Raw genomic sequence first — 13,540 nt, forward strand, 5'->3', positions numbered from 1 at the left:
TTCAATCGCCCGAACGGTAGTTGGGCGCTTCCTTGGTGATGGTCACGTCGTGCACGTGGCTTTCCCGCAACCCCGCCGTGGTGATGCGGCGAAACTGGCAGCGGGTCTGCATGTCCGGAATGCTGCGGTTGCCCGTGTAGCCCATGGCGGCGCGCAGGCCGCCCACCATCTGGTGGATGACGGCGCCGACCGGACCCTTGTAGGGCACACGGCCCTCGATGCCTTCCGGCACCAGCTTCAGACGGTCGCCCACGTCCTGCTGGAAGTAGCGGTCGGCCGAACCGCGCGCCATGGCGCCCAGCGAACCCATGCCCCGGTAGGACTTGTAGGAACGTCCCTGGTAAAGAAACACCTCGCCCGGACTCTCGTCGGTGCCGGCGAACAGGGAGCCGATCATCACGCAAGACGCCCCGGCGGCGATGGCCTTGGCCAGGTCGCCCGAATACTTGATTCCGCCATCGGCGATCACGGGAATCCCCAGATCGCGGCAGACATGGGCGGCTTCCATCACGGCGGTGAACTGGGGAACGCCGACGCCCGCCACCATGCGGGTGGTGCAGATGGTGCCCGGTCCGATGCCGACCTTGACCGCGTCCACCCCGGCTTCGATCAAGGCCCTGGCACCGTCGGCGGTGGCGATGTTCCCGGCGATCACCTGGGCCTCGTTACTGAAGGCCTTGATGCGGCGGACCACTTCCAGCACGCCCCGTGAATGGCCATGGGCGGTATCGACCACGATCACGTCGGCACCCGCCTCGATCAGCCGTTCGGCCCGCCGGAGCCCCGGCTCGCCGACGCCGGTGGCGGCGGCCACCCGCAGGCGCCCCTGGGCGTCCTTGCAGGCGGTGGGATAGCGCTGGGCCTTTTCGATGTCCTTCACCGTCATCAAGCCGATGCAGCGGAAGTCGTCGTCGACCACCAGCAGCTTCTCGATGCGGTGCTTGTGCAGAAGGCGCTTGGCCTCGTCGCGGCTGACCCCCTCGCGCACGGTGACCAAAGGCTGCTCGCCGGCATTGGAAGTCATCAACTCGCGCACCGGCTGCTCCAGGTTGTCGGCGAAGCGTATGTCGCGGTTGGTCAGGATGCCCACCAGCTTGCCGGTCTTCTTCTCGACCACCGGAATGCCGGAGATGTTGTGGGTTTCCTTGATGCGCAGGGCGTCGGCGAGAGTCGCCTCGGGGGAGATGGTGAAGGGATCGACCACCATGCCCGATTCGAACTTCTTGACCTTGCGGACCTCGCCGGCCTGTTCGCCGGGTTCCAGGTTCTTGTGGATCACCCCGATGCCGCCCGCCTGCGCCATGGCGATGGCCATGCCGCTTTCGGTCACCGTGTCCATGGCTGCCGAGACCAGGGGGATGCCCAGTTCCACGTTGCGGGTCAGGCGCGTGCGTGTATCGGCATCGGCCGGCAGCACGTCCGATTCGGCGGGAACGAGAAGGACATCGTCGAAGGTAAGGGCTTCGAGGATATTCATGGCGGCTCTCCTGGAGGGGTCGGGCCGGTATGATACACAACGCCCGGCCCCTGCCAAGAGCCATCAACCACCGCCGCTGGCGGAATCACGCCTCCGCCTCGCCCTTTTCACCGGTCGCCTTGGGACGGCGCTGGACGGTCTTGGGGTCGGCGGTGATGGGGCGGTAGATCTCGATCCGCGCCCCCTCCTCCACCACGGTCTCCAGGGGCAACGGCTTGCCGAAGACTCCGACCTTCTGTGTCCCCAGGTCGATCTCGGGAAACCGGCCCAGGATTCCGGACTTTTCAATAGCCTGCTTGATCGTCGCCCCTTCGGGGATTTCGATGTTCAGCATGGCATGGCGGCCGGGCTTGGCGTAGACGACTCCAACCTTCATAGATGCCTCCTTAACCGACCGCGTGCGCCCCGCCCATGGAAATCTCTTTCCCGGCGCGGACATCGAGGATGCGCTTACCGACGATCAGAAGGCCGGTGGCGAGAAAGCCGCCCGGCGGCAGGATCATCATCAGCACGTTGGATTCCGGAGGCAAAAGGCGCAGTTCCATGAACTTGAAGGCCGGGCCCAACAGCAGCGAGGCGTCGGCGAACAGGGTGCCGGAACCCACGATCTCGCGCATGGCGCCGATCAGGGTGAGCGCCAGGGTGAAGCCCAGGCCCATGAAGATGCCATCCATCAGCGAAGGCAGCACCGGCTCCTTGGAGGCGTAGGCTTCCAGGCGCGCCAGCGGCAGGCAGTTGGACACGATCAAGGGGATGAACAGGCCCAGCACCTTGTAGAGTTCGTGCATCCAGGCGTTCATGGTCAGATCGACCAGGGTCACCATGGCGGCCACGATCAGGATGTAGACCGGAACGCGGACCTCGTGGGTGATGTAGTTGCGAAAGATCGCCACCAGCAGATTGGAGGCCGCCATCACCACCGCCGTCGCCAGCCCCATGCCGAAGCCGTTGGTGGCGCTGGTGGTCATCGCCATGGTGGGGCACATGCCGAGCAGCATGCAAAGGACGCCGTTGTTGTCCCACATGCCGTCCTTGACGATCGTCGTGTACTTGCCAGACATCACCGCACCTCCAGCAACTGGGTCTTGTTGGCGGCGAAATATTCCAGGCCGCCGCGGATGGCGCCCACCACCCCGCGCGGAGTGATGGTGGCACCGGAAAACTGGTCGAACTGGCCGCCGTCTTTCTTGACCTTCCATTTTTCCTTGGGCGGGTTGCCCAGGAACAGGCCGTCGAAGCCGAGTATCCAGTTGCCTTTCTTCACTTCGATCTTGTCGCCCAGGCCCGGCGTCTCCTTATGGGCCAGGGCGCGCACGCCCATCACCCGTCCTTCGGTGTCGACGCCCAGCATCAGCTTGATCGGGCCGGCGTAGCCATGGCCGACGATCTCGTAAGCCACGCCCGTCACCTTGCCGCCCTTGGTGGCGCGGTAGACGGTCATGTCCTTGCCTTCGGCGGTCTTCAAGGCGATGGAAGACGTCACCGGATTGTTGTCGTGAATGCTGGCCGGAATCACCGCGGTCAGCGAGTTCTGCTTATCCTCCAGGGCCCGCTGCGCGATGGGCGCGGCGGTGACCATGTCGGTGGCGGCGAGCACGATCCCGAAGCCGAGGCAGAAGGCCCCCAGGATCACGCCGTGGATCATCATGCGCTGGTTCATTTGCCCCCCTTTACCGGCAGAGGTTCGCCCTTGCGGGTGCGGCCGAACGCGCGCGGACGGAAGTGTTGATCGATGATCGGCGTCAGGGAATTCATCAGCAACACCGCGAAAGCCATGCCTTCCGGATAGCCGGCGAAGGTGCGGATGATCCAGGTCAGCATCCCGACACCGACGCCGAACACCAGTTGGCCCTGCTTGGACACCGGCGAGGTGACATAGTCGGTGGCTATGAAGAAGGCCCCCAGCATCGAGGCGCCCGACACCACGTGGAAATAGCCCGGCGAAAAGCGGCCCGGATCGACGCCGTTGAACAGGGTACCCATGACGAACAGGGTGCCCAGAACGGTCGCCGGGATATGCCAGGAGATGATGCGCTTCCACATCAGGAACAGGCCGCCGGCCAGAATCAGGATGGTCGAGGTCTCCCCCATGCTGCCCGGCTTGAAGCCCCAGGTCAGGTCCATCATGTCGGGAATGGCGGCCATGGCTCCGTCGGCGGGGATGCGGCCCATCTGCTTCAGGGTCTCGGCCACCGGGATGCCGCGCGCCAGCTCATTCTTGACGAAGCCGAGGGCGGACGCCGCGCTGACCGCGTCGGAGGTGCCGGCCCCGAAGGTGATCGCCAGCGATTCCAGGAAGCCCGGAGAACCGGCGGCGAACAGCGGGTGCGGCGCCACGAACAGGGTCATCTGCACCGGGAAGGATACCAACAGGGCCACGCGGGCCACCATGGCGGGGTTGAACACGTTCTGGCCCAGGCCGCCGAAGAAGTGCTTGGCGAGAACGATGGAAAACACGGCGCCCAGCACCGCGATCCACCAGGGGGCCCAGGGCGGCAGGCTCATGGCCAGCAACCAGCCGGTGAGGGCCGCCGACCCGTCGGACAGCGTCGGCTGAATAGGCTTGCCCGCCACCTGCAGGACCAGCGCCTCGACAGCCATGCAGGACCCGATGGTGATGATGTAGAGAAACACCGCCGGCCAGCCGAACAGCCAAGCGTCGAACAGGGTCGCCGGCACCAGGGCCAGCAGCACCGTCGTCATGGTCTTCTGGACGCTGGTCTGCGCGTGGATGAAGGGTGCGCTCTTGTCGACGAAGCTGGTCATGCCGGAGCCCCACTGTTCTGCTGCTTTTCGGCGGCCTTGCGCGCCGCGGCCTCGCGTTTGGCCTGGGCGGCCTTTTCCTGGCGGGCGGCCTTCGCCTCCACCAGAGCCTTGACGGTATCCTGCTTGCGCCGCTCGCGGTCCTCGGCGTTGACCATACCCTTGGCATAGTTGAAGTAATGCACCAGGGGAATGTGCGACGGGCAGATGTAGGAACAACTGCCGCAAGACACGCAGTCCATGAGGCCGATCTTGGCGGCGGCTTCCAGATGGTCCTTGCGGATGTAGGCGGCCATCTCGACCGGCACCAGTCCGCAAGGGCAGATGGTGACGCAGGTGCCGCAGCGGATGCAGGGACCGGACGGCTTCTCGTTGGTTTCGGCCTCGGTGAGTGCCAGGATGCCGCAAGTGCCCTTGACCACCGGCACTTCCAAGGAGGGCAGCGGCTGGCCCATCATCGGGCCGCCGTTGACGATGCGCCGGGGCGGCCTGGAAAGACCGCCGCAGAACTCGACCAGCTTGGAGACCAGGGTGCCCAGCGGCACCTCCAGGTTCTTGGGCGCCGCAACGGCGCCGCCGCTCACCGTCACCACACGCGAGATCAGCGGCCGGCCGAAACGCACCGCATGGTGCACGGCACGCGCCGTCCCCACGTTATGGACCACCACGCCCAGGTCGGCGGTCAGCTTCTTGGCCGGGGTTTCCTCGCCGGTGATGGCCTGGCAGAGATGGCGTTCGGACCCCATCGGATATTGGGCCGGGACCCCTACCACCTCGACGTTGGCGAAGGCTTTGGCGGCTTCGGTCATGGCGGCCAGGGCCTGGGGCTTGTTGTCCTCGACGCCGATGACGACGCGGGGCGCGCCCAGGGCATGGGCCATGATGCGGGCGCCATCGACGATCTGGTCCGGATATTCGCGCATCGCCCGGTCGTCGCAGGTCAGGTAGGGCTCGCACTCGGCGCCGTTGATCAGCAGGGTCTCGATCTTGAGCTGGGTACCCAGGTTGAGCTTCACCGCCGAAGGGAAGGCCGCGCCGCCCAGGCCGACGATGCCCGCTTCCGCCACCCGCTGGCGGATGGCCGCCGGATCGGCGGTGAAGGGATCGGCCATGGGGGCCGGCAGGTCGACCCATTCATCCTTGCCGTCCGGCTCCAGCACGATGGTCGGCTGCGGCAGTCCGGACGGATGAGGCGCCGGAATCTCGGTGATCGCCTTGACGATGCCGGAGGTCGGCGCGTGGGTGGGCGCCGATACGGCCCCGCCGGTGCGGGCCAGCAACTGGCCTTTCCTCACCCGATCGCCTTCGGACACCACCGGTTCGGCCGGAGCGCCGATATGCTGCTGCAGCGGCAGGAAAAGCGCCTCGGGCATCGGCAAGGGAACGATGGCGCATTCGCTCGTCTGCTCCTTGCGATACTCGGGGTGGACGCCCCCGCGGACGGGAAACAACTTCATCGCCGTTCACTCCTCAATGCAGCACTTCCGGGTGGGGCTTGTCCCAATGCCAGGCGCTCAGCGTCACCGGTACCTTGCACATGGTAATGGCTTCGGTCGGGCAGATCTGGAAACACTTGGTGCAGCCGTGGCAGGCCTCGGCCATCACGGTATGCATCTGCTTGGGCGCCCCGATGATGGCATCCGACGAGCATTCGCCGATGCAGCGCAGGCAGCCGATACAAAGATCCTCGTTGATCGAGGCGTACTGCGGTCCCACATCCTCGTGTTCCGACAGATCGGCCTTGACCCCCAGGCGCTTGGCCAGGGCCTCCGCCGTCGCCTTGCCGCCGGGAGCGCACAGGGTCACGGGGGCGTGCTCGTGGGCCAGGGCGGCCGCATACTGGTTGCAGCCGACGAAACCGCACTGGCCGCACTGCGACCCGGGCAGCATGCCGACCAGTTCGACTTCGAGCGGGTCCTCCTCGACATGGAGAAGGCGGGCGGCGATACCGAGAAGGCCACCCAGGGTGACGCCCATGACGGCCAGACTGCCAACGGCAAGCAACATGGTTCGGGTCCTCCTAGTGGGTGCTCATGCCGGAAAAGCCCATGAAGGCCAACGCCAGCAGGCTGGCGGTGATGAAGCCGATGGGCGGACCGGCGAACAGGCGCGGAACATCGGCCAGGGCGACACGCTCGCGCAGACCGGCGAACAGGATCATCACCAGGCTGTAGCCCAGCGAGGACGCGAAGGCGAAGACCACACTGTCCATGAAGCCGTACTTCTGTTCCACCAGCAGCAGGGCCACGCCCAGCACCGCGCAGTTGGTGGTGATCAGGGGCAGGTAGATGCCCAACAGCTTGAACAGGGTTGGCGAATACTTGCGGAAGATGGCTTCGGTCAGCTGCACCGCCGAGGCGATCACCAGGATGAAGGCCACGGTGCGCAGGTAGCCCAGGCCGTAGGGCAGCAGAAGGTATTCCTCGATCAGCCAGTCGCCCATGGAAGAAATGGTAATAACGAAGGTCGTGGCGAAACCCATGCCCACCGCCGTGTCGACCCGGGTGGTGACGCCCATGAACGAGCAGAGGCCGAGAAAGCGCGCCAGGATGACGTTGTTGACCAACGCCGCGCTTACGATCAGCAAGATGATGTCCTGCATCGGGATCGTTCCTTACCCAACGGTTCCGTGACAACTGCCGCCCAGGCCTTCGTCCTCGGCACGGCGAATGAAATGGGGCGTCAGTTCGCCCCGGGCGGCCAGCCTGCGCGAACGCAGGTGAACCAGCAGCATCCCGACGGCCAAGCCGGCCGCCGCCGCCAGAGCCGCCATGGCGTCGCCCGCGCCGAATGCCCTTTGCGCGATCAAGCCGGCGCCCAGGGTCGTCAGCAAAGGCAGGCCGTAGGCAGTCACCGAGGCCTGCAGCAGGCCACGATCCGATACGCCGACCACCACCCGCTCGCCGACCCTGAGGTCCTGATCGTTGGGCAGCGCGAAGCGGCGGGCGATCAGGCGCGGATGGCCGGCCTCGATGCCGCAGGACTTGGACGACACGCAACTGCCGCAGGAACTGGTCTGTTCCGGCTCCAGCCACGCCATGCCGTCTTCCGTCGACACCACGCGGGCGAAGCCCTCGACGGTATCCTGACCATGCGGATCGGGGATCGAATCGCCCGGTTGGTACATCGAATCAGGCCTCGACGGTGGAAGCCACGCCTTGCGGCGTCACGTAGATGGCCATGCGGGCCCCGGCCGCCTTCAACAGGGAGCGGCGCTTCTCGGGCGCCGCCAGCAGCATGGCTGTGGACAGGCCGTCGGCGCGGGTGGCGGTATCGGCGACGACCGAGACGCTCTCGAAGGCCGGCGCGGTGCGGCCGTTGCGCGGATCGATCAGGTGGGTGAACCGGCCGGCATCGTCGAACAGCGTCCCATAGCCGCCCGACGTGGATACGCAGGTATCCACGACGTCCAGGTGGGTGACGGCGCGGCTGGGATCGGCCGGATTGGCGATGCCGATGCGCCAAGCGGAACCGTCCGGCTTGGCCGCCAGGGCCCGAGGCTCGCCCATGTCGACCAGCATGCGGTCGAAACCGTGGGCCCGCAGGACATCGGCGACGCGGTCGGTGATGTAGCCCTGGGCACCGCTGTTGAGCGTAAGGCCCATGCCGCGGCGGGTGAAAGCGATGCGCCGCGCGCCGGCATCGACCTCGACCCCTTGCCAGCCCACCAAGCTCACGGCAGCGGCCAAGTCGGCCGCGGAGGGACCGGCCGGATCGGGGTTGGCGGCGGTGAAGTGGCGGAAATAAAGCTGCCAGACCGGCTGGATGGTCGGGTCGTAGACGCCCTCGCTGAGTTCGGACAGGCGGAGCGCGTGGCTCACCAGTTCGACGAACTCGGCCGGGGCCCAGTTCAGGACGCCGTCCCGGTTCAGCGCCGAGATGGACGAATCGGCGCGGTAGACGCTGAAGATCGCCTCCAGGCGCTTCAATTCGCCCAACGCCGCTTCGATGGCGGCCCGGGCCTTGGTCTCGTCCTCATGATAGAGCTGGATGGTGGAAGGCGCGCCCAGGGTGGTGCCTTCCCAGCGGACCAAGCGGGCCTCGGCGCCGCGGACGTGGGCCAGCAAGGGCAGGCCGGCGGCGGCGGCCAAAACGGTGATCGCGCGGCGGCGGGTGATGGTAACGGCCATGGTCAAGACCCCGGACTCGGTTGATGTGGTGCGGACGCGAGCCGGTTTTTGGAATTTTCGGAAAGCGTCCTCGGGCAGCACTATAACCTTATTCCCTTGACCTTCGCAACCGCAGCATAACCACAAAATACATAGGGAAAACTCCGGACTTCGGAGAATCCATTCGGCGATGACGAGTTCTCATGGACTGCCCGTCGGGCTATCATGGGACCGCCCTCGGGTGGACCGTGGTTGGCTTGAAGGGGACTGGAAATGAAGCGTTCCTTGATCGTTGCGGCGGCTGGCCTGGCGGTCGTCGGCGCCGGATTCCTGGCCCTGGGGCCGCGGGACGGGAAGCCCCCTGCTCCGCCGCCGCTCGCCCGGCAGGCGGAAGCCCCGGCCCCATCCATCCAGGTGACGCCGGCCGCGGCTTCGGGGGAAGCCGATCCGGGTCCGGCGGTTCCCGCCATCCGTTCCGAAGACAAAGCCCCGCCCTTCGCCTTCAAGCGCTACGACATCGATCTGACCAAGCCCCAGGCGGAGGTCTGCCTGGCCTTCTCCGCTCGCCTGGACGCCTCGGGCAAGACCGCCTATGGAGATTACGTCCGCCTGACACCCGACCCCAAGCCGGCCATACGCGCCGAGGGCGACCGGCTCTGCCTGGGCGGTCTGCCTTTCGGCGCCCGCTATCAGGTCGCCCTTGCCGAGGGTCTCCCGGCGGCGGACGGCGGGATGCTGGCCCAACCGATGACGGTCCCGGTGACCTTCAGCGACAAGCCGGCCTCGGCCGCCTTCGCCGGCTCCGGCCATATCCTTCCGCGCGGCACCACCTCCGGCCTGGCCATCGAGACCGTCAACCTGGACAAGGTCGCGCTCAAGGTCCTGCGCATCGGCGAGCGGCTGATCGGCCGCGAGTGGCAGGACCTGTTCCGGGGCGGCGATATCTGGGGCTATCAATTGCGGGAAATCCATCGGAGCAAGGGGGCCCTGGTCTGGTCCGGAGACCTGACGATCGCCAATCGCCGCAACGAACAGATCAGCACCGTCTTTCCCTTGGCCGGCGTCATCCCCGAACGCAAGCCCGGCGCCTATCTGGTGATCCTCGACACGAAGGGCGGCGTCGCCGACGACGACGATGGCGTCTACGGCTACAGCAGCAAACCCTATCGCCTTGTGGTCGACACCGATTTGGCCCTGACCAGCTTCAAAGGGGCGGACGGCTTGCGGGTCTTCGTCCGACGCCTGTCCTCGGCAGATCCGGTGGCCGGCGCGAGGCTCAACCTGGTGGCGGTCAACAACGATATCCTGGGCGAAGCGACGACCGGCGAGGATGGCGGCGCCGCCTTTCCGCCGGGCTTGCTCAAGGGCGCGGGTGGCTTGGCGGCGGCCCAGGTGATGGCCTTCGGCCCCGACGGCGATTTCTCCCTGACCAGCCTGAGCCGAGCCGCCTTCGATCTCTCGGACCGTGGCGTGGGGGGGCGGCCGTCACCGAGCCCCGCCGACGCCTTCCTTTATACCGACCGGGGGATCTACCGGCCGGGCGAGACCGTCCGTCTGGGCGTCCTGCTGCGCGACGCGGCGACGGTCGCCATGGAAGGACCGCCGACGACCCTGGTGGTCAACCGCCCCAATGGCACCGAGTTCTCTCGCCGCACCCTGGAATCCCAGGGATCGGGCGCCGCCTTAGCCGACCTGGAGTTGCCGCGCGATGCGTCGCGCGGCCTGTGGACCCTGACTGCCTTCCTCGACCCCAAGGCCCCCGCCGTGGGGCAGGTCCAGGTGGACGTTCAGGACTTCGTGCCCCAGCGCCTCAAGGTCATCGCCTCCAGCCCAACCGTCCTCGGGCGGCCCGGCCGGCCTTTGGCCGTGGAGGTGGACGGGGCCTTCCTCTATGGGGCGCCGGCCGCCGACCTGCAGGCGGAACTGAGGGCGAAGCTGGTACGCGATCCGGCCCCATTCCCTGCCTACAAGGCCTATCGTTTCGGCCGTGCCGACGACGCCTTCGCGGGCGAGGAATTCCCGATTCCCGCCCGTCCCACCGATGCCCAGGGCAAGACCCGTGGGGAGGCGTCCATCCCGGAGGTCAAGACCACGGCGCCGCTCAAGGCCGAGGTGACGGCAGGGCTGGTCGAGCCCGGCGGCCGCCTGACCGCTACCCACTTCAGCGTTCCGGTCCGGCCGTCCGACCTGCTGATCGGCATCCGGCCCCAGTTCAAGGACGGCCGGGTCGAGGAAGGCGAGGAAGCCCGCTTCGATGTGATCGCCCTTGATGCCGAAGGCAAACCAGTGGCCCGTTCGGACCTGCACTATTCGGTGATCGAGGAGGAGAGCGATCATATCTGGACCCAGATCAACGGCCGCTGGACCTGGGAGCGCACCGCGCGCCGCCGCGTGGTGGCCTCTGGCACCTTCGATCTGGGGACGGAAAGGCCGGCCCTGCTGGCCCACAAGGCCGGCTGGCGGCGTTACGAGCTGTCCGTCCACGACCCGGCCGCCCAGGCCCAGACCAGCTTGCGCTTTCGCGGCGGCTGGGCCGCCACGGTCGAGGCGGCCGATATCCCGGACAAGCTGGAGGTGACGGTCGAGAAGACCGCATACAAGCCGGGCGAGACGGCGCGGCTCAACATCCGTCCCCCCTTCGCCGGCAAGGCGCTGATCATGGTGGCGTCCGATCGCGTCTTCGAGACCCGGACCGTCGACCTGCCCCGCGACGGGGTGGAGGTTTCCATCCCCGTGCGCGCCGACTGGGGCAGCGGCGCCTACGTGATGGCAACCCTGGTACGTCCCCTCGCGGGGCTGAAGCCCCGCGACCCCGTGCGGGCGATGGGCTTGGCCTGGGTGGGGATCGATCCGTCCGACCGGACCTTGACCGTCGACCTGGGCGCGCCGGAGAAGATGGCGCCGCGCCGTTCCCTGGACCTGGCCATCAAGATAGGCGGAATTCCGTCCGGCGAGACCGCCTTCATGACCGTCGCCGCGGTGGACGAAGGTATCCTGCAACTCACCCGCTTCCGCACCCCCGACCCGGCCGACCACTATTTCGGCAAGCGCCGTCTGGGAGTCGAAATGCGCGACGACTACGCCTCCCTGCTGCGCGCCGGCATCGATGCGCCGGGCCAGACGAGGTCGGGCGGCGACGGTATCGGCGGAAAGGGATTGCCGGTGGTCCCCACCCGGAGCACCGCCCTGTTCTCCGGGCTGGTGAAGGTGGATGGAAACGGCCAAGCCACGGTTTCCCTGGCGGTGCCCGACTTCAACGGGCGCCTGCGGGTAATGGCCATCGCCCACAGCCGGACGGCGGTGGGACGGGCGGAAGGTTTCGTCACCGTGCGCGACCCGCTGGCGGCGGACGTCTCCCTGCCGCGCTTCCTCGCCCCCGGCGACGAGGGACGCCTTACCCTGCTGGCCCACAATCTGGACGGCCCGGCCGGCACCTACCGGGTGGACCTTTCGGCGTCCGGAGCGGTAGCCCTGGGCGAGGACGGGGCGCGCCGCTACGAACTGGATGTCAACGGCCGCAAGGTGGAAACCATCGCCATCAAGGGGCTGCGCGGCGGCATCGGCGCGGTGGCCGTGACGGTGGCCGGTCCGGACGGCTGGTCCGTGGAGCGTTCTTGGCCCATCGCCGTCCGTTCGCCACACTATCCGATCACCCTGGAAAAGGTGGCTCTCCAGGATAAGGGGGAGGAATTCAAGGTCGACCCTGCCCTCTTGGCGCCCTTCGAGCCGGGAACGGTCGCGGTGACGGTCAATTACGGCGGCTTGCAAGGCCTCAACGTGCCTTCACTGCTGCAATCCCTGTCGCGCTATCCCCACGGCTGTACCGAACAGACGGTTAGCGTCGCCTTTCCGCTGCTCTTCTTCAACGATCCGGCGCTGATCGGCGCCAAGGCCGCCCCGGGAAGCGACGCGATCCGCGAAAGGGTGCAGCAGGCCGTATTCACCGTCCTCGATCGCCAGGACGAAGACGGCGCCATAGGCCTCTGGCGACCCGGAGACGGCGCCGCCGGACCGTTCGTCGAGGCCTATGCCATCGATTTCCTGCTACGGGCCCGCTCGCTCGGATTCACGGTTCCCGACCGGGGCGCGAAAGCGGCCCTGGGCCGCTTGGCGACCCTGGCGGAACGTCACACGCTGGAGCTGGGCGACCGGGCTTATGTCCACTATCTGCAGGCACGGGAAGGCGTGGGCGACATCGCCGCTTCCCGCTACCTCCATGATACCCGGTTGTCCACCATGACCGGAGCCCTGCCCCTGGCCCAGTTGGGGGCGGCCCTGGCGCTACGTGGCGACCGGACACGGGCCGGTCACGCCTTCGTCGAGGCGGCCCAGCGCCTGGGCAAGGATGCCGCCGGCTGGCCGAGCCATTCCACGCGCCCCTACTATTACTACGGCACGTGGCTACGCGATTTCGCCGGCACCTTGGCTCTGGCGGCCGAAACCAAGCAGGACGATGTGACGACCAGGCTGCTGGAACGCCTCGGATCGCTGCCGACCGACGGCTCGCTCATGAACACCCAGGAGAAGGCCTGGCTGTTGCGGGCGGCCTCCGCCCTCGCGGCCGGCGAGACCGGGAACCTCGCGATTTCGAGCCCCGGCTCTGGACCGACCCGGTTGCCAAGCAGCCTGACGCCGAATCCGGCCCAGATCGACTCCGGATTCGCCGTGACCAACGCGGGCGACAAGGCGGTCTGGAGATCCCTGGTGATCCACGGCGCCCCCTTGGAGGCCCCCCAGCCTCTCGCCCAGGGCTTCTCCCTTGAAAAGAGATTGTTGAACCTGAAGGGCGAGGAGATCGACCCTCTGGCCATCCGCCAGAACGATCGTTTCATCGTCCGTCTTTCGGGCCGCTCGACCGACGGATTCGGCCATCAGGCCGTGCTGGTTGACCCGCTGCCGGCCGGCTGGGAAATCGAAGCCGTCGTACGGCGGGACGAGGAAGGCCATTCACCCTATCCGTTCCTGGGCAAGCTCTCCCCCCTCCGGACTCGCGAAGCCCGCGACGACCGTTTCGTCGCCGCCTTCGACCTGGGAAGCGGATCGACGGACAGGACATTCCAGGCCGCCTACCTGGTGCGCGCCGTAACTCCCGGCCGCTTCACCCTGCCGGCCGCGGTGATCGAGGACATGTACCGGCCGCAGCTCATGGCCCGCACCCCGGCCGGCCGGACCGAGGTCAAGGTGCCCTGAC

The 13,540-nt window shown here is 67.2% G+C and carries 11 protein-coding genes; 1 reads left to right on the forward strand and 10 read right to left on the reverse strand.

Going from position 1 to position 13,540, the window contains the following annotated elements; genetic code table 11:
- Position 1 precedes the first annotated feature (1 nt).
- From guaB to H7841_02215, 10 genes are all read right to left on the reverse strand, one after another.
- Complete coding sequence (gene guaB, locus H7841_02170) at positions 2–1,477, reverse strand: IMP dehydrogenase (GenBank protein MEO5335688.1); 1,476 nt, start codon at positions 1,475–1,477, stop codon at positions 2–4.
- Between the two features lie 85 nt (positions 1,478–1,562).
- Positions 1,563–1,853, reverse strand: a complete 291-nt coding sequence (locus H7841_02175; protein ID MEO5335689.1) for an RnfH family protein — start codon at positions 1,851–1,853, stop codon at positions 1,563–1,565.
- 10 nt (positions 1,854–1,863) lie between these two features.
- Positions 1,864–2,538 carry an electron transport complex subunit E gene (locus H7841_02180; protein ID MEO5335690.1) on the reverse strand — a complete coding sequence of 225 codons (675 nt, stop codon included), beginning with the start codon at positions 2,536–2,538 and terminating at the stop codon, positions 1,864–1,866.
- Positions 2,538–3,137: an electron transport complex subunit RsxG gene (rsxG, locus tag H7841_02185; protein MEO5335691.1), complete on the reverse strand. Its 600-nt coding sequence runs from the start codon at positions 3,135–3,137 to the stop codon at positions 2,538–2,540. Before rsxG ends, H7841_02180 begins: the two co-directional genes overlap by 1 nt.
- Entirely contained in the window at positions 3,134–4,243 is a 1,110-nt protein-coding gene (locus H7841_02190) for an RnfABCDGE type electron transport complex subunit D (GenBank protein MEO5335692.1), read from the reverse strand. Before H7841_02190 ends, rsxG begins: the two co-directional genes overlap by 4 nt.
- Entirely contained in the window at positions 4,240–5,697 is a 1,458-nt protein-coding gene (rsxC, locus tag H7841_02195; GenBank protein ID MEO5335693.1) for an electron transport complex subunit RsxC, read from the reverse strand. The genes H7841_02190 and rsxC overlap by 4 nt, the downstream gene beginning before the upstream one ends.
- A 13-nt stretch (positions 5,698–5,710) precedes the next feature.
- Positions 5,711–6,247, reverse strand: coding sequence for an RnfABCDGE type electron transport complex subunit B (locus tag H7841_02200; protein ID MEO5335694.1), 537 nt, complete (start codon positions 6,245–6,247; stop codon positions 5,711–5,713).
- A 13-nt stretch (positions 6,248–6,260) separates the two neighbouring features.
- Positions 6,261–6,842, reverse strand: a complete 582-nt coding sequence (rsxA, locus tag H7841_02205) for an electron transport complex subunit RsxA (GenBank protein ID MEO5335695.1) — start codon at positions 6,840–6,842, stop codon at positions 6,261–6,263.
- 12 nt (positions 6,843–6,854) lie between these two features.
- A complete protein-coding gene (locus H7841_02210; protein ID MEO5335696.1) occupies positions 6,855–7,367 on the reverse strand; it encodes a SoxR reducing system RseC family protein in 513 nt (170 codons plus the stop codon).
- Between the two features lie 4 nt (positions 7,368–7,371).
- The gene (locus H7841_02215; protein ID MEO5335697.1) at positions 7,372–8,370 is read right to left on the reverse strand and encodes an FAD:protein FMN transferase; all 999 of its coding nucleotides are present in this window, start codon (positions 8,368–8,370) and stop codon (positions 7,372–7,374) included.
- A gap of 252 nt (positions 8,371–8,622) precedes the next feature.
- On the opposite strand from H7841_02215, the gene H7841_02220 reads away from it, so the two are divergent.
- A complete protein-coding gene (locus H7841_02220; protein MEO5335698.1) occupies positions 8,623–13,539 on the forward strand; it encodes an alpha-2-macroglobulin family protein in 4,917 nt (1,638 codons plus the stop codon).
- Position 13,540 lies beyond the last annotated feature (1 nt).

The organism is Magnetospirillum sp. WYHS-4, assembly GCA_039908345.1.
Lineage (GTDB): Bacteria > Pseudomonadota > Alphaproteobacteria > Rhodospirillales > GLO-3 > JAMOBD01.

Coding starts and splice junctions, on each gene's coding strand:
- guaB (MEO5335688.1), bottom strand. CDS start 1,477: ATGAATATCCTCGAAGCCCTTACCTTCGACGATGTCCTTCTCGTTCCC.
- H7841_02175 (MEO5335689.1), bottom strand. CDS start 1,853: ATGAAGGTTGGAGTCGTCTACGCCAAGCCCGGCCGCCATGCCATGCTG.
- H7841_02180 (MEO5335690.1), bottom strand. CDS start 2,538: ATGTCTGGCAAGTACACGACGATCGTCAAGGACGGCATGTGGGACAAC.
- rsxG (MEO5335691.1), bottom strand. CDS start 3,137: ATGAACCAGCGCATGATGATCCACGGCGTGATCCTGGGGGCCTTCTGC.
- H7841_02190 (MEO5335692.1), bottom strand. CDS start 4,243: ATGACCAGCTTCGTCGACAAGAGCGCACCCTTCATCCACGCGCAGACC.
- rsxC (MEO5335693.1), bottom strand. CDS start 5,697: ATGAAGTTGTTTCCCGTCCGCGGGGGCGTCCACCCCGAGTATCGCAAG.
- H7841_02200 (MEO5335694.1), bottom strand. CDS start 6,247: ATGTTGCTTGCCGTTGGCAGTCTGGCCGTCATGGGCGTCACCCTGGGT.
- rsxA (MEO5335695.1), bottom strand. CDS start 6,842: ATGCAGGACATCATCTTGCTGATCGTAAGCGCGGCGTTGGTCAACAAC.
- H7841_02210 (MEO5335696.1), bottom strand. CDS start 7,367: ATGTACCAACCGGGCGATTCGATCCCCGATCCGCATGGTCAGGATACC.
- H7841_02215 (MEO5335697.1), bottom strand. CDS start 8,370: ATGGCCGTTACCATCACCCGCCGCCGCGCGATCACCGTTTTGGCCGCC.
- H7841_02220 (MEO5335698.1), top strand. CDS start 8,623: ATGAAGCGTTCCTTGATCGTTGCGGCGGCTGGCCTGGCGGTCGTCGGC.